Source organism: Herbaspirillum sp. RTI4 (assembly GCF_034313965.1).
GTDB lineage: Bacteria > Pseudomonadota > Gammaproteobacteria > Burkholderiales > Burkholderiaceae_D > Herbaspirillum.
Genome location: NZ_JAVIWQ010000001.1, coordinates 21,724 through 36,750, shown reverse-complemented (window position 1 = coordinate 36,750; position 15,027 = coordinate 21,724). Strand labels below are relative to the sequence as shown.

Annotated in this window: 16 protein-coding genes and 1 pseudogene; 8 read left to right on the top strand and 9 right to left on the bottom strand. The window is 50.8% G+C overall.

Annotated features, from left to right (window positions below):
• A pseudogene (locus RGU70_RS00205) lies at positions 1–214 on the top strand (VapC toxin family PIN domain ribonuclease); the annotation flags it as partial.
• Between the two features lie 398 nt (positions 215–612).
• Here RGU70_RS00205 and yjjJ read toward each other — a convergent pair.
• Positions 613–2,013, bottom strand: a complete 1,401-nt coding sequence (gene yjjJ / locus RGU70_RS00200) for a type II toxin-antitoxin system HipA family toxin YjjJ (protein WP_322207421.1) — start codon at positions 2,011–2,013, stop codon at positions 613–615.
• A 207-nt stretch (positions 2,014–2,220) separates the two neighbouring features.
• Here yjjJ and RGU70_RS00195 point away from each other — a divergent pair, with 207 nt between their 5' ends.
• Entirely contained in the window at positions 2,221–2,769 is a 549-nt protein-coding gene (locus RGU70_RS00195; protein ID WP_322207420.1) for a KilA-N domain-containing protein, read from the top strand.
• Positions 2,770–2,797: 28 nt separating this feature from the next.
• On the opposite strand, the gene RGU70_RS00190 is transcribed toward RGU70_RS00195, so the two are convergent.
• On the bottom strand, positions 2,798–3,778 hold the full coding sequence (locus tag RGU70_RS00190; RefSeq protein WP_322207419.1) for a ParB/RepB/Spo0J family partition protein: 981 nt from the start codon (positions 3,776–3,778) through the stop codon (positions 2,798–2,800).
• 1 nt (position 3,779) lies between these two features.
• On the bottom strand, positions 3,780–4,979 hold the full coding sequence (locus RGU70_RS00185; protein ID WP_322207418.1) for a ParA family protein: 1,200 nt from the start codon (positions 4,977–4,979) through the stop codon (positions 3,780–3,782).
• Positions 4,980–5,486: 507 nt separating this feature from the next.
• Here RGU70_RS00185 and RGU70_RS00180 point away from each other — a divergent pair.
• From RGU70_RS00180 to RGU70_RS00170, 3 genes are read left to right on the top strand one after another with little or no spacing between them, the layout of a single operon-like run.
• Positions 5,487–6,761, top strand: a complete 1,275-nt coding sequence (locus RGU70_RS00180; RefSeq protein WP_322207417.1) for a replication initiation protein — start codon at positions 5,487–5,489, stop codon at positions 6,759–6,761.
• Between the two features lie 52 nt (positions 6,762–6,813).
• Positions 6,814–7,233 carry a type II toxin-antitoxin system RelE/ParE family toxin gene (locus tag RGU70_RS00175; protein ID WP_322207416.1) on the top strand — a complete coding sequence of 140 codons (420 nt, stop codon included), beginning with the start codon at positions 6,814–6,816 and terminating at the stop codon, positions 7,231–7,233.
• Position 7,234: 1 nt separating this feature from the next.
• Positions 7,235–7,558, top strand: coding sequence for a transcriptional regulator (locus RGU70_RS00170; protein ID WP_322207415.1), 324 nt, complete (start codon positions 7,235–7,237; stop codon positions 7,556–7,558).
• A 222-nt stretch (positions 7,559–7,780) separates the two neighbouring features.
• On the opposite strand, the gene RGU70_RS00165 is transcribed toward RGU70_RS00170, so the two are convergent.
• The 6 genes from RGU70_RS00165 to RGU70_RS00140 all read right to left on the bottom strand — a co-directional run bounded on the left by RGU70_RS00165 (position 7,781) and on the right by RGU70_RS00140 (position 12,884).
• Positions 7,781–8,290 (bottom strand): hypothetical protein, encoded by a 510-nt coding sequence (locus RGU70_RS00165; RefSeq protein ID WP_322207414.1) that lies wholly within the window; start codon positions 8,288–8,290, stop codon positions 7,781–7,783.
• A complete protein-coding gene (locus RGU70_RS00160) occupies positions 8,287–8,823 on the bottom strand; it encodes a paar repeat-containing protein (protein ID WP_322207413.1) in 537 nt (178 codons plus the stop codon). Before RGU70_RS00160 ends, RGU70_RS00165 begins: the two co-directional genes overlap by 4 nt.
• Positions 8,820–9,092 carry a hypothetical protein gene (locus RGU70_RS00155; protein ID WP_322207412.1) on the bottom strand — a complete coding sequence of 91 codons (273 nt, stop codon included), beginning with the start codon at positions 9,090–9,092 and terminating at the stop codon, positions 8,820–8,822. The genes RGU70_RS00160 and RGU70_RS00155 overlap by 4 nt, the downstream gene beginning before the upstream one ends.
• A gap of 290 nt (positions 9,093–9,382) precedes the next feature.
• Entirely contained in the window at positions 9,383–10,054 is a 672-nt protein-coding gene (locus RGU70_RS00150) for a PAAR domain-containing protein (RefSeq protein WP_322207411.1), read from the bottom strand.
• 302 nt (positions 10,055–10,356) lie between these two features.
• On the bottom strand, positions 10,357–11,094 hold the full coding sequence (locus RGU70_RS00145; protein ID WP_322207410.1) for a DUF4113 domain-containing protein: 738 nt from the start codon (positions 11,092–11,094) through the stop codon (positions 10,357–10,359).
• A 194-nt stretch (positions 11,095–11,288) separates the two neighbouring features.
• Positions 11,289–12,884: a Fic family protein gene (locus RGU70_RS00140; RefSeq protein WP_322207409.1), complete on the bottom strand. Its 1,596-nt coding sequence runs from the start codon at positions 12,882–12,884 to the stop codon at positions 11,289–11,291.
• Positions 12,885–12,946: 62 nt separating this feature from the next.
• Between RGU70_RS00140 and RGU70_RS00135 the strand changes: the two genes are divergently transcribed.
• From RGU70_RS00135 to RGU70_RS00125, 3 genes are read left to right on the top strand one after another with little or no spacing between them, the layout of a single operon-like run.
• Complete coding sequence (locus tag RGU70_RS00135) at positions 12,947–13,159, top strand: DUF2924 domain-containing protein (RefSeq protein ID WP_322207408.1); 213 nt, start codon at positions 12,947–12,949, stop codon at positions 13,157–13,159.
• Positions 13,156–14,580 carry a recombinase family protein gene (locus tag RGU70_RS00130; protein WP_322207407.1) on the top strand — a complete coding sequence of 475 codons (1,425 nt, stop codon included), beginning with the start codon at positions 13,156–13,158 and terminating at the stop codon, positions 14,578–14,580. The genes RGU70_RS00135 and RGU70_RS00130 overlap by 4 nt, the downstream gene beginning before the upstream one ends.
• On the top strand, positions 14,577–15,023 hold the full coding sequence (locus RGU70_RS00125; RefSeq protein WP_322207406.1) for a LacI family transcriptional regulator: 447 nt from the start codon (positions 14,577–14,579) through the stop codon (positions 15,021–15,023). The genes RGU70_RS00130 and RGU70_RS00125 overlap by 4 nt, the downstream gene beginning before the upstream one ends.
• The last annotated feature ends 4 nt before the right edge of the window (positions 15,024–15,027 follow it).

The following is a 15,027-nucleotide window of genomic DNA, read 5'->3' as shown; positions in this document are numbered from 1 at the left end:
GAGCTTGTTGCCAATGATTCAGTTTGCCGGTTTGCAAGAGACAATGGCGTTCATTGAACGTGAATCAATGTACGGGATGGGATGTGGGCTTGTTGACATGGTCTTGTTGACCTCAACGCTCATTACGCCGGGTGCAAAGCTATGGACATTGGACAAGCGACTCGTAGAACTCGCCGAGCGTTTCGATGTGGCGCACCATGCGGCATTGCACTGATCGAAAACATCGACGATTCCGTTACCCTCGCCCCAACACCATTGAAACGTCATGGAATTAAATAGAAACACCCAATTAACGAAAGTTGCCTTGGCAATCCCAAGGAGTGGGCCCGTCTAATTGAACAGAAATGTGCCATTATTAAGGGACTCTTCGCCGCCACAGGCTTGTCCAACTGCCGCTCACCACCGCTTATGCAGCGCAAGAATCGCGGTGCGGGATGACCCAGATTAGCACCTACGCAGCGTGCTTCAGCGCTATAGATCCCAAGAGCAAGTCATCCGGCGTCCTGCCATCAAGGGCCTTGTGTGAGCTATATTAATTGTAGCGCTCCAAATAGAACCCCATACTGTCTCGTCCTGCACTGACGGTTTCGTTAAATAGCTCGCTTGAGTGCGTCATCGGTGCGGCGTGTTGTTACTCGGCTCCTGACGATATGTTGATACCGGCAACCCTCGATCAATAACCTCTGCGTGCTGTTGCGCGATCGCCTTGAAGTCCTTCGAAATACGGGCGTCTTGGTTGACCAGATGCCAGAAATCTCCCGCCATTGTTTGCGCTTTGGCCAAAGTACTTAAATCAAGTTTATCTAGCACCGCCAACTCAAATGTCCGCTCCACGATTTCACCCTGCGTGTTTGGCCGGTACATCATTGGCAGCATGTCATACACAGGTGCCAGCGCAAATTTGCCATCGGCTTGCCACGACAGCGAAAGATTGCCAGGATGGCGGTCTGAATTTCCAATCAGTGCCCCAAACACATCCAGCAATCGAACTATCTCGTGGTCTTTAGTGGAAAGGCGACGCGCGTCCACCAATAGTTGCGTACTTTGTGTCCAATTTTTATCTAGCGCCCCAAGCAAACAATCAACCCCGGCCATGGAAACGACCGGGGTGCGTCCGCGCACGCCACAGCGGTCAAATCGAACTACTTCGAGATACACGCGTTCGTCAGTCATGACGACCGCAGATTGACACGCGGGTAAATCGTATCCGCGCAAGGTCTCCATCGCCAGATGCTCTGCAATCAACAAATCTGCCCAGCGCCGCCCGTTTGCCATATCGCGTTGCGGAGAAAATTTCACAATGACATGTTCAATCTCGCCGTCTTCTCGCATCACTGCGGTGGTGAACTTTGGTTGCTCACCTCCTGCCGATGAGCCGATGATTTCGCCTTGATTGGCGCGTAATGCGAGATCGGGATAAATCAATGTCCGAGAGGATTCGCTTTGCGCATCCATATCACCAGCGCCGCGGAGCGTTAAAAACCGACGATAGGATTCATTGCCCACAATCAAATTGCCGGGCAAGTTTTCACCACGACGAGCCAGGTACACCAGCGCATTGTCGTCGGACCAGTCTTGGATTTTTTCTGGTAGTAGTAAATCGGGGTGCATACGCGGCACCATCCGTCCCAAGAAGCCTTGTGGACGTAAGTCCTGTAAGAAAAATGGAAGCCCTTCTGTCACCTCATACGCGAGCCCATTGGCAGGCGTGAACACATACCAATTATTTTGTAGCATTCGAAGCTCGCCAAATGGCGAGGCTTGTCCAGTTTGATCGACCACAAACAATGGCAGCGTCGTACCAAGATCAGCGATGGACCGCGTCATCGCGTACTGGGTGGAGCGTGCCGCCCCGAAGCTTGTAATATCGTGGCCCGCGTCCTTCCACAGTCGTGAAAACGTTGGCTGTGATATTTTCAACTTCTCACCAATCGATGCTGCGTCAGCAGGGCCATTCTTCAATAGGATCCGCAAATTCTCGATGGCAATTTCTTTCGACTTCGAATTATTCATGAATAGATACTAAATTGGGAGATCCAAGCAATTTACCTCGGAAATAAATCCAAAAAATTGCTTATGAATAGATTTATGAATCTATATTATACTTCACTTTCCGGAATTTGCATGCCTATTTGAATAGTTCAAATCACACAATCCAGTAGCTATTACATTCCGGAAACTGCTTTCTGGTTGGGCTCACAGAATTGGTGACGCATTTTGATGCGTGGCAGCCCCCTGATCGAGCAATGGCTGAAGATCAAGGATTCGGTATTGTTCTTTGATTTATGGGAAGGGGTCAACAACCCTACGCCGATTTCTAATTCCCCTGTATTCGAGGAGATTAGAAATAAGGGTGGGCGAAACCGTGGCTTCTTGTCAGCCAAAAAATGGATTGATACGGCGGATGCTATCGGTTTACATACCAAAACTAGATGCTATGGTGAAACCTATACCCACAAAAATATCGCATTCAAATTGGGCTCTAGACTCAGCCCAGAATTCAAACGGTGTCTTATCAAAGAATTCCAGCACATCAAGGACGACGGAGCACTCTCAACGTCGTTCACAGGGGACTTTCAACGCACGCTTGCCAGGGTTAATTACATAATTCATACCGATATCATTAAAGGGCGGCTTGCATCACACTCCCCTTCCCTACCGGATCCATCGCCGAGCGCCCTCCCCCCAATGGCAATCAACCATCCTATAAATAAAAAATGCCTTTTAACGATCAAAAATCCTTTTAAAAAACCTCATCACATTTTGTAAGTCATTGATTTTAAAAGACTTGATACTATCAAGCCCTATTTTTACCCTCGGCCAAACCCCTTAACACGCCAAGCACCGCTTCTTGCGCAGCAGTCGCCTCTTCCGCTGTTTTAAAAACCACCCGCAAAACTTTGTCAGCCCTTATTAAATCGCAATATACTGACTTCCCTGCCTTGATACGGACCGGCTCACTCGCCTTTGAAACCGGCTTGCTCAATGTGTCAGCCCCGGCAAATTTTACTGCTTGACCCTGATCCAATTCACCTGCGGCAAGTTTTTTAATGCCATCAATGACGCGCAGCGCCCTCCCCTGCTTCACCAGTTTCGCAAAATCCTGCGCCGCGTTCGCGCCGAGAATCTCTGGCTTGTCCCGCAAGATTGCGATAACTTCGTCGGGCAAACCGCCAAAACTCATGAGCTGAGTAATCGTTGAGGCTGCGACCCCCGCGTTAGTGGCGATGTCCGCCCTCGTCAGCTCTGGATGCCGCAATTGAATTTCATTGAATCCCAAGTATTTTTCGAAATCGGGCAAATCAGGCTGTAATAAATTAGCGTAAAAAGCGCTCAATTCAGTCTGGTCATCATCGGCTTCGATGACAGCAGCCAGGATGCGATCCCGGCCTAGCATCCTGAATGCCTGTACCCGATTGTGACCGGACACAATTTCGTACCCCCCCGCCGACACCTTGCGCACCGTAATAGGCGTGACTAAGGGATTGTGCTTTAAATTGTTGGTCAATTCGTTGAACTGTTCATCTGTCAGTTTGCGACGACGCCCCGCCACTTCGCGCAAATCAGCAATCATCAATTCACTGGGAGCAGCTTCATGCAAACGGCTCAGCAGCTGCTTGTTTTCATCCATCGCCTGTGCGTACTTTCCTTGCAGATTCATCAACTGCCCAGGAGCAGTCCGTGGCTCGCTTCGGACAGCAACGGCGGGACTCTTGTCATCGTCGTCCAGGTTAATCGAGGCGGCTTTATTCGCTTGTCGTTCTTTAATGGATGCCATGTTATTTCTCCTTGGTTGGGGTCAGGCCGATGCCCCACAATAAGCAACTTTTGCTATCAACAATGTCCACCAGACGGTCATAGGGTTCACAAATCCGTTGATACGCATTGGCACTGCCCTGGTAATTGGGCATGTCATAAATAGTGGCAAACTCTGCCGAAGTGGTCATGGCCAACGATGTCTCAGGAATCTCGACAGGCAACACATGATCGCCATAAGTTTTCATAATCCAGTCACGCACCATTTGAGCAGAGGATTTCAAGGGCATACGCGTAATCAAAATGTCGATGTAATCAAATACCTTTTGTTTACCCTCTTGTCCGGTGACCTTCAAACCACTAACCAGATCAGAAAACAGCGACCAGAATTGCACCATGGAAGCGAACGACAAGGTATCCGGTACCACTGGCACCAAAATGGAATCAGCAGCAAACAGCGCATTGATCGTCAGATAGGAAAGGGTAGGGGCCGAATCAATGATCACATAATCATAAATTGGGAGGAGGGGGGCCAACCCTTTTTGCAGTACAGACCAGAATTCGAATCCAGGGTCTTCACTGTTTACTTTGGAAGGTAAGATAAATTCGGCATTGAACAGATCAGTTGAGCTAGGAATTAAATCTACACCTGTCCAGTAGGTTTGCATCGGCGCATACGTCAGATCAGGCTGAGTGCTTTCAATCAAAGGCAAAATTGTTTGGTCTGCTTCGACTTCTGCATGTGGATTGATTCCGAAAAAAGTGGTGGTCGAACCTTGGGGATCAAGATCAATAATCAACACTTTACGACCGTGTCTTACTGACAGACCTTGCGCCAGAATCATGGATGTCGTTGTTTTGGTAACACCACCTTTGAAATTGGCCACGGCAATCACTTTACCTAGTTGGTCGGCAGGGCGTTGTTTGTCTTTAGCGATCGTTCCCTTGACCCACTTGATTGTGTCTTCTAAGGTAAATAATCGGTGCCTTCCTTTGGCAGCTTGCTGCCCTTGAGGAAAATCTCGTGTCAGCAAATAATTCATCCGGGTCTTGTCGATGCCACAAATGTCCTGTACTTTGCCACTGGAGAAAGTAGGAGGTTGTTTTCTCGGGAATGGCTGTAGCATGGAATCCCGTATTTTTTGCAACATCCGCCCTGAACGTTCTGCCAGTGCCGTCAAGTCTTCGCCACTAACGGTGAGGGGTTTCAAATTTAAGTCCATAGTCTTTCCCTGTTTCGCTATTAAACGGTATTGCTGGCACATTACAACCAAATCTAGGACAAAGCAATTGTTTAGGTTGACTCTACTGACCCAAATAGCAGTAATAGCTGATTTACCCCAAAAAGACTCACTTTAGCCTAGTATTAAGCACTGTTACATTCGAAATCAGTGATCCTCAATTTCTTCCGGAGGTTTTTTGTTTTATGTTTCAAAACCCTCGCAGACATTGAGTGTTTTATTAAAGATGTAAACACTTTAAAACATTGAATTCACGAAGAAGCACTTCTGGTGCGGGTTAAAGGAGGAAATGGTGAAACTTTTTGGGGGAAGGAGTGAGAAGAATTGGTTGTCGAAATCCTTAAAGGTGAGTTTCTTTGGGGGCGTGCGGTGAGTGGATATGGGGGTGATTGGCGTTTAAGTGCGTCTTTGTGGGGGCCGATGCCTCGCAAGGCATTAAAGTGAAAATACAATACCTAATTAATTCACTTTCAAGGTATATTGTCCCCCATGGAGAATGTACCCAGCAACTCAGGCATGGCAGTACGCCGTCCGAATGAAACGATTGCGATCAACCCCAAAAAGGGCAAGATAACGCTGGGGACCCGCCGTCTTTTCAATTTGCTGTTGTATTTTTCACAGCAGGATGGCATCAGAGAGACCTACAGCCGATCCATTTCAGAAGTGATGGCGCACATCACTACATCGAAAGACTCCGAATGGCTTAAGGAATGCTTTCGTCAAATGCAGGAAACGTCGATCGAGTGGAATCACAAGGAAGAAAACAGGGAAGAGTGGGGCGTCAGCGGCCTGATATCTGAGGCGCGTATTATTACCGCTGGGAACTCCACCACGATTGCATGGGCGCTTCCTCAAATCATTCGGGATCGACTGATGGATCCCCGCTTCTATACCAAACTGACGCTGGAAATTCATAGCAAATTAAAAACGGGTGCCAGTATTGCGCTCTATGAAATTTGCTCTCGCTACGTTACCAATCCCAGTAAGGTCACCAATCGTGAACACTGGCAATGGTGGCAACCACGCCTGACCGGCAATCCCAAGCGCGAGACCGATGAATATAAGTACTTTTCACGTGACGTCTTGAGGCCTGCAATTGCAGAAGTCAACCAGGTCAGCGATGTGATTGTCGAACTCATCGAACACAAGAATGGCCGTCGCATAGAAGAACTGCAATTCAAGATCGCGCGTAAAGCACTTTCTGAACTTGAAGCGGAAGTCGACAAACCGTTCGACGGCAATTTGCTGGAATCCATTATTCGGTTAGGTGTATCGCAGAAGGAGGCGAGGGCGCTCTACGCGGCCCATAACCTGGTGCTACTGCGTAAAACCGTAGCGCTGACAGAGCAACGCGCGAACGCCACCAATGTAACGCCACTCAAGTCCAAAGCCGCATTTTTCAAAAAAGCCCTCAGCGGTCAATACGCCACAGCAGCTTCAGCAGAACCTGCTGTCGAGGCACGCGTGAAAGCAGAAAAAGTTGTCCAAATATCGCAGGAACAAGAAAAAGCTCAGCAGGACGCCAAGTTGGCCGCCAAGCAAATTCAGGATGCGTATGAACTCTGGGCAGAGCAGGGCGCAGAAAAACAATTGGTCTTGCTGCACACATTCCGAGAAGCAAGCGAGGTAGAGGGTTACCGTAAAGATATTCAACGGCGTGGGCTAGCGTGCATGGTATCCATTGCATTGCGTACGGCATTTTGTCAGTGGTATGCGAACCAAACATGGGGTGACTCAGGTGCTGATTACCACAAAGAAAAATGAATCTGATAACGAATACAACAAGGTTTTTGGTCAACGATGCTCCTGATCTATATTGACCAAGAGTCGTTCTTACGGCAACATTAATAGTAACGTATGTGTTACCATTAAAAATATGATGATTACGGTTGAAGAATACCTTTGTCAAGACGGCACTAATCCCTACAAGAGATGGTTTGATAATCTCGATGCCCAGGCTGCCGCCAAGGTAGCGACAGCCAAAGTCAGAATGGGGCTGGGTAACACATCAAGCGTGAAGTGGTTCGATGGGATTGGCGAGTACGTCATTGACTGGGGACCAGGTTATCGCATCTACCTCGCCAAGGACGGCGACACGCTCATCATCCTGTTTGGGGGTGGGACAAAGCGAGGGCAGCAGAGGGATATTGATCAAGCTAAGGCTTTGCACATTGAGTACAAAGCCAGAAAAAAGGCATCCCATGCCATCAAACACAGCAAACGGAAAGGGGCCTGATATGGCACTCACGAGAGATTTCAAACACACCATTGTCGAGCGCGTCGACCGAGATCCAGCGTTCGCTAAAGCGCTACTGGATGAAGCCGCCACATCGTTCTTGAACGGTGAACCAGACGTTGCCCGCCTTATCTTGCGCGACTTGGTCAACGCCACAGTAGGTTTCGAGCGACTTGCGGAGTTGACCCAGAAACCAAGCAAAAGCCTGCATCGCATGCTCTCGCCAAAGGGTAATCCGAGCATGGACAACTTGGCCGCCATATTTGGCGTGGTTCGTATGCGCCTCAAAGTAGGTATTGAGGCGCGTACGGTTGAGGCACGGTGACAGGCGAACACCAATGACTATCCACCTTATGTCAGAATAATTGATAAGTTGCCGATTCAGGCATCCAAACCACTTGTAGGCGCAGTAGCATTGCCAACTAAACCTCATCGACCGACAATTGAATTCCGCCAGCCGATCAATACAGGGAAGAAAAAGCAGTCGTATTACTGCTCACCATTTCGATCAGGGGGGATTGCCGATGTTGCAAGAGCGCCTGGATTATTATTCGCGTTCCGCGTGCGCCTTGAATATCTTTTTAAATGTCCCTTTATCGAATAGATAAACAGTCTTTGCACGACCATACGGGTCATCCTTTGGGCCATCGACGACGCCGACTGTAAGCAGCAATTTGCTATTCAAAGAAAAACTTGGGTTGTAGTTGTCGGACCCCAGAAAGGCATCTCTTTCATCTCCCGCAAGGGCAATGCATGACTCGGGCGGCTCGTAAATTTTTCCAGTGATCGAATCGACAACAACGAACATGAACGCGCCAGCACCGCAGCCCCACCTTACAACGGTGTAGTGACCAGCGAAATTTGGCCCTGACTTCGCACCTTCGGTAATACGAGTCCTGAAAGTGCGTGCGAGTTTGCTTTTGATGATTGGCTTGGCAAGCACTGTGACACTAGCCTGATCGGCTTGGTACTTAGAAGGATCTGGTAACTCACCCGCATTGCATGCCACAGCAACGAACAGGGTGAAAGCGAAGAGGAACTTGGAAATGTTTCTCACTTGACGACTCCGCCTGCCGCTTTATACCAACTTTCCAAATCGCTGTATGGGTGTACTTGAAAAGAAACCCACTGGTTCGCCTTAAGTAAATTAATCGCCGTTTTAATATCACCATCAATAATTGGCTTTAGTGCTTTATAGGCTCTGATATTTTGTACCGCAATCAGGTCTTGCGTGTGGGGAGAGAAGTCTGTTAATCCCTGCGCCTTTTGGCCCATTTCGAGCCAACAAGCTCGATTGATTTGGTAGAGTCCAGCAGCCGTCGTCTTGCCGTCCTTACCCGCTCCAGGATGCGTTGACTCATTGGTAAACGTCCACTTTGATGTATGGTGCCAGCCAAAAAGGGCATGATAGTCCCCGCCTTCTGCAATACCAATCATGGAGAGAAACGCTTTCACATTGACATTTTTCAGATACTCCTCGTTCTCTGCCTTGCGAATAGGCCGGGAGTCCACTTTGATGGTTTGAGGCGTCTTGTCATGCAATGGCGTGGTGTGGCCGGTGCCGATCTTGATACGTTTGGCATTGGTCATGCTTCGCTCACCTTGAGGTAAACCGTTACGGATTGGGCGGCTGCTTTGGCGTGAATTGCTTGGGTCATTCCGTCCGAGTCGGTCACGCCCTCCACCTGATGGCCTTCGCATTCCAGCACATAAGCTGCGCCTGCTAGTACCTCCCCAGTATTTTCGTCTGTTATCAAGAACCGCTGATCCGCGCTTATCCCGAGAGCCGCAGGGTCGTAACCCGAGTTGAGGAACCAGGACACCCCATTACCAATGATTTCAGGGCCTTCAAAGCTCATGCTGTGATTGTCAGCCAGTGCTTTGAGGCGTGGCGGTGTAGGGCATTTGCAAAGGCACAAGTCCCCATCTAAATTCGCTTGCCTACCATTTGGTCCCGTATAGGGGCGATAAGGCGGAACGCACTTGGTCACGCCCCAGCTTTTGCAAGCATTGCAATACACCGGGCCGCCCTCGAAGCAAGCACGTTTTCCGTCATAGGTGACAGGCCACTCCTGTGGATTTGGTTCCACTCTGCCACCACCTGGAGTGAGAGTGTCTCCCTCGCGAATGAATAGACGCCGGTACATGTTTATTCTTTCCCCGTCGGTGGTGCATATCCCGGCTCAAGCAAGCCCGGGGTCGCCTCATCGTCCGCGTACTCAATGATTTTTGCATCGTTCTGGGGACTGGATTCAATCACGTCGCCATTTTCAATGTGGCTTCCCACAATAGCCAAAGGCTTGCCTTCATAGACGGCGGCATAGCCAGCTCCTGAAATAATCGCGCTTTCCCTACCATTGGGGTAGCGAATCAAGTCTCCCACGCGGGCAACACTCATGCCGCCAATTTTCATCTCCGTCGAGGACGTAACCACTTCGCCGCCTCGCAAGGTCTTTGAACCGACTGTGGCCAGCGCATAAACCGCCTTGATAGGTCGGCTGTCCACCAATGCCCTGAACATTTCGATCATTTCAAGAGCACTCTCGGTGGTGCGCTTGTCGTCTGGAAAATCCTTGGAGTGGTATTCCAGCACCGTAGCAATCTTGAGCAAGTTGTCCAGAGAAAACCGCGACAGATGGCCAGACAAAAGGCCACTGATTCGGGGTTGCGACTGCCCGCACAAGCGTCCCGCTTCGGTTTGCGTCCATCCATTGATGTCGACAATGTTCTTGATACGTTTGGCCAGATCTTCTCGTGCACGAGTATTGACCGATTCGCCCAACTCTGTGGCTGGGCTATTGAGAGTGATTATGTTCGCCATAATTGAGAAACTATGCCACATAGTGAATAATTGCTCAAGTATGTAAACCGCCCCCTGCCGTTAAATGACCGGTTTTTAACAACATTGAAAGCGACGCAACTACGCTGTAAAAAATAACCGCAATATTTGTGGTCTGGTTTAGACGCCGTTGCGTGGTGCCAAGCTTGTCCCTGAGTTCGTAGTCGCCAAGATCGAGGGCTATGGCGTAGTGGACTACAGACCAGAACAAATTGGTGGTGGCATTTATATTACGCAATAACTGACAAAGACTAGGCCGAATGCTAGCCAGACAAGCGGATCGCTCACTCGCAAACCGGCAATTCATCCCAGTTGGTCGTGTATTCCGGTGATTTCCTTTCCTGCCGCATTTTCCATGACGGCCTTGAACTGTCCTGACTGAGCTTCAATGTGCCCTTGCCGTAGCGAGTGTTGATCGCATCCAGTGTCGTCATCAGCGCGGGATTTTTCGGTGCGGCAGCGAAGAGATCGCCTTGATACAGCGAGGCGTCACCTATATCGCTGAGAATGACACCCGCCTTCTTGTAGTGAAATCCAGACTGATAAATAGCCGCAAGCCCGGCCACCGCCCAACCCTGCAACACCATGGTATGCGCCGTAGGAACGGTGAGCGGGATCGTGATGCTCGGGCAGTATTGCGGGCGATCTTCCCTGAACCGATCCGTCATGATGAACACCTGCAACAGGCCAGCGAGCGAATGCTGATCGCGCAGTTTCCTCGCCGCGTTGCTGACAAAGTGCGCCAGCGCATCCTGCAAATCCTCGATGGTGGTCACGGCGTGGCCAAACGAACGGCTATTGACGATCTGCTTCTTCGGCGGGGCAACTTCTTCCAACTCAATACAGGCTTCACCGCGCAGTTCCCGGATAGTCTTTTCCATCACCACCCCAAAACCCTGGCGCATGGCGGCAACATCGGCATCTCGTAACTGCAGCACGGTATCAATGCCCCGCTGGTTCAAGGCCATCGTCAGACGTCGGCCCACACCCCAGATTTCTTCCACCGGAATATTTTTCAGCACGCTCTCGATCTGCTGGTGGGGTCGCTGCCGACAACAAACGACTCAAGAACAAGCAATGCTGGTTAGCCCCAGCTACTGCGGGAAACACAAAACTCAATGCCATCAAGGCCTAGCGACTAGATGACGCACCCTCATGCGTCGGGTTCGAACTTGCGGACGCGGGTTCGATTCCGCATTTCACACTTGAACTGCTATCACCTTGGATTTCCACTGGCATATTTGTTCACGGTACTCGCCTTGGGTCCATCTCGAAAAGCAATTTCAATCGCCTTCACGATTGCGTCCCAAACGCCAGACTCCCCAAGGATTGGAATTTCCTTGGTCAACACATTGGAGAGTTTTCCCTGGTTTGCCTCTGCTGATCGAATGATTCTGTCAATTTGCATATCAGGCATCTCGACGATATCTTTGATTGCTGTTCTTGCTTGGGCGTGGCTGCGCATGTAACGAGATTCCTCTCGCATATCCTCGCGGATCGTGCGATCTAACACATGGGCCAAATAGGTCACATGTCGCGTCAGGTCTAGGAGTCGCCATGTATGCCTGGCACTGTCGTTGCCATGAAATACAAAATTTGAACGAATGTCATCTGGATAGGTGATGTAAGTGGGCGCAAATTCATAGAGCCCGGCCAACGACTTCATCAATGGTCGCGAAATTTCATCAAGAATGCGGTCATAGGCATGACGTTCAGTTTGATCGCTTGTAATTAGAGATGAAACCGGCAGGATCATCGGATCTTTCACCGCACCATCGCGTCGCAAAATATCGTTGATCAGGAAGCGATGCACACGTCCATTTCCATCAGCCAATGGGTGTATATACACAAACCCAAAGGCCGCTACAGCGCTACGCATCACTGAGGATTGTCCTTGGGTACGCTCCAAAAAGGTGGCCAATCCTTCAAGCATCTCTGTGACATCTTCAGCTGGTGGTGCGATGTAGTGAACGACTTCTTGGTAGCGCGCGACTTCGCCAACGAACACCGGAGACTGGCGAATGCCAAAGTGTTGCAAGGTTGTTCGCTTGCCTAGGATTTCAGATTGCAATTCGGCCAGTGCTGCCTGATTTAAAGGCCACGATCCTTGTCCACTGCGGCGAGACAGTACGTCTGCAAAACGCTGAATGCGATCGGATTGATCTGCTTCGCCCTCAATCGCAAAGCTCGACTTGCTCTCACGCAGCGTCATCCAGACGGCCGAGCGCATTAACAATTCTTCGCCAAATTCCAGTGCCAGATCGTTAATTAGACCTGACACATCTAGACCCATGGCTTTAACTAAATCTGCTGTTTTGCGGATGACCGGGCAAAAGACGCGCGTGCCTGGTAGATTGTCCCGCACCCGCCAGCGCCGATTGGGGACTGAATGTTTTGGTGAGGCAACTACTAGCTTTGTCCCATCCATGACATCAATGTAGCCGCCAGCAATTTCTGCACTAATCTCTAGGGCTTGGCCAGTTAGGAACTCATAAAGAAATCCGGCTCGCTTGGCATACTGACCGGATGGTTCATCAGCCACCCAGTCTGTCAGCTCTCGCGGATCAAATTTTGCAAATACCTGCGACAGCAACTCTAGGTGGGGGACTTCATGCTTGAGATGAAAAGTGAGATGTCCACGCAAGGTCGCGCTTGGACGCATACTTTCCACATAGGTCTCGGTAGTAATACCCTCTAAAACTTGTGTCGCACGGCGTCCACCAATGCGACTAAACGTTTGGAGTGGCATGACTGGCTCGATGCCGTAATTAGCAGCTAGCCATGCCCCGCCGATTAAATTTTGGGTTTCCATGTGCTAATTATGCGCAAAAACGATCGCCAATGCAAAATTTCATTAAATAATGATGCAGTTTGATGAAAAACGATAACATTAGACGTTGTGACCTGATTCGCGAATTCGCCGGTGCGACGCACCGGGTCCTGGTTCTGCCGGACGGCCAGTTCGACTATCTCGGCAAAAGCTACCGCAGCCTGACCGCCATCGCCAACGACATCAGCGGCACCCGCTGGTCGGGTCCCGCATTTTTTGGTCTACGGGACAAAGTGCGGAAGGGCAGTAAAAAATGAGCGGCCCCGAAGGCAGCACAAAAAAACGTCAGCGATGCGCCGTCTACACCCGCAAATCGAGCGAAGAAGGCCTCGATCAGGAGTACAACTCCATCGACGCGCAAAGGGACGCCGGTCACGCCTACATCGCCAGCCAGCGCGCTGAAGGCTGGATACCGGTGGGCGAGGATTACGACGACCCGGCTTTCTCGGGAGGAAATATGGAGCGGCCCGGACTGCAGCGCTTGATGCGCGACATCGAAGCGGGACAAGTCGACATCGTCGTCGTTTATAAGATTGATCGCCTGACCCGCAGCCTCACTGACTTCTCCCGAATGGTGGAGGTCTTTGAACGGCAGGGCGTTTCCTTCGTTTCCGTTACTCAGCAATTCAATACCACCACCTCCATGGGGCGGCTGATGTTGAACGTCCTGCTGTCCTTTGCGCAGTTTGAAAGGGAAGTCACCGGCGAACGGATTCGCGACAAAATCGCCGCCAGCAAGCGCAAGGGGAAATGGGTGGGCGGCATGCCGGCGCTCGGCTATGACGTCGTTGAGCGGAAACTCGTCATCAACCGCAACGAAGCAGACCTCGTGCGTCGGCTGTTTCATGACTATCCCCGGGTCGGCTCGACGACGATGCTGATTCAGCAATTGCGGCACGAAGGCGTGACCACTAAATCGTGGATCGCGCAGTCAGGCAATCAACGCACAGGCAAACTGATTGATAAAAGTGCACTGTATAAAATTCTGAATAATCCGCTGTACCTCGGGCAGATTCAGCATAAAGGAGAGGTCTACCCCGGGGAGCATGAAGCGCTAATTACTCAAGCGCAGTGGGATCGGGTTCAGACCGCCTTGGCCGCTCATCCTCGCGGTGTGCAAAAAGGACAGACGCGTCCAACATTGAACCCTCGCCCAGCCTTGCTTCAGGGATTAATTTTTACCCGCGACGGCCGGGCAATGACGCCGCACTCCAGCAAAGGCAAGGGCGGTCGACGTTATCGTTACTACCTCTCGACACGCGATGCCAAAGAAGGACATGGTGCCTCCGATGTCAAAATGCTGCCGGCGGCAGAAATCGAAGCCGTCGTCATGGCGCAACTGCGCGGCATTCTGCGCTCGGCTGACATCGTCACGCAAGTCTGGCGCGAGATCCGCAGCCAACAAGCAAACACTACTTCCAGTGCCAGCACCAATGCCACCGCCGGCTTCAACGAAATGCAAGTCGCCGTCGCGCTCAATCGGATTGATCTGATCTGGGAGCAGCTTTTTCCGCTCGAACAACAGCGCATCGTGCGGCTTCTGATCGAGAGAATCATCGTCTCGCCCAACGAGCTGCAAGTGAAACTGCATCCCAATGGTATTGACCATCTGGCGCTGGATGTGATGCGCGCACCGGATACTCCCGGCTGTCCAATAAATAAAGAGAATTTCGCATGAGACCGACCACCTTAGCCCTTACCGGCGAACCGCTCTTGCTGCGCAGTGCCGACGGAGCCGTGACCGTCTCGATACCAATCCGGATTCAACGCTACAGCGGCCGCTGCCAGATCATTGTGCCGCCGGGAATCACCTCCGCGCCAGACGAGGACCCAGTCCCGACAGCCTTGCAGAGCGCCTTGGCACGAGGGCATCGCTGGCTGCGGCAGATCGACAGCGGCGCATTCAGCAACCTCAGGGCCATCGTCGAAAAAGAAAAGCTCGATCCCAGTTACATCAGCCGGATGGTCAACCTGACTACGCTGGCTCCCGATATTGTTGCCGCGATTCTCGATGAAACTCTGCCCGAGTCGGTCTCGCTGTTCGATCTGGCGGTGAACACGCCTTTATCGTGGGAAGAGCAGCGCGCCAAAATCGCTCTGGTGCTTAAAAAAACGAATTAATCCA

Bases quoted from the DNA above. Each gene is read 5' to 3' on its own strand.
- RGU70_RS00185 (WP_322207418.1), bottom strand. From the start codon at position 4,979: ATGGACTTAAATTTGAAACCCCTCACCGTTAGTGGCGAAGACTTGACG.
- RGU70_RS00160 (WP_322207413.1), bottom strand. From the start codon at position 8,823: ATGACCAATGCCAAACGTATCAAGATCGGCACCGGCCACACCACGCCA.
- RGU70_RS00135 (WP_322207408.1), top strand. From the start codon at position 12,947: ATGAAAAACGATAACATTAGACGTTGTGACCTGATTCGCGAATTCGCC.
- RGU70_RS00180 (WP_322207417.1), top strand. From the start codon at position 5,487: ATGGAGAATGTACCCAGCAACTCAGGCATGGCAGTACGCCGTCCGAAT.
- RGU70_RS00150 (WP_322207411.1), bottom strand. From the start codon at position 10,054: ATGGCGAACATAATCACTCTCAATAGCCCAGCCACAGAGTTGGGCGAA.
- RGU70_RS00195 (WP_322207420.1), top strand. From the start codon at position 2,221: ATGCGTGGCAGCCCCCTGATCGAGCAATGGCTGAAGATCAAGGATTCG.
- RGU70_RS00125 (WP_322207406.1), top strand. From the start codon at position 14,577: ATGAGACCGACCACCTTAGCCCTTACCGGCGAACCGCTCTTGCTGCGC.
- RGU70_RS00140 (WP_322207409.1), bottom strand. From the start codon at position 12,884: ATGGAAACCCAAAATTTAATCGGCGGGGCATGGCTAGCTGCTAATTAC.
- yjjJ (WP_322207421.1), bottom strand. From the start codon at position 2,013: ATGAATAATTCGAAGTCGAAAGAAATTGCCATCGAGAATTTGCGGATC.
- RGU70_RS00130 (WP_322207407.1), top strand. From the start codon at position 13,156: ATGAGCGGCCCCGAAGGCAGCACAAAAAAACGTCAGCGATGCGCCGTC.
- RGU70_RS00170 (WP_322207415.1), top strand. From the start codon at position 7,235: ATGGCACTCACGAGAGATTTCAAACACACCATTGTCGAGCGCGTCGAC.
- RGU70_RS00155 (WP_322207412.1), bottom strand. From the start codon at position 9,092: ATGAGCTTTGAAGGCCCTGAAATCATTGGTAATGGGGTGTCCTGGTTC.
- RGU70_RS00190 (WP_322207419.1), bottom strand. From the start codon at position 3,778: ATGGCATCCATTAAAGAACGACAAGCGAATAAAGCCGCCTCGATTAAC.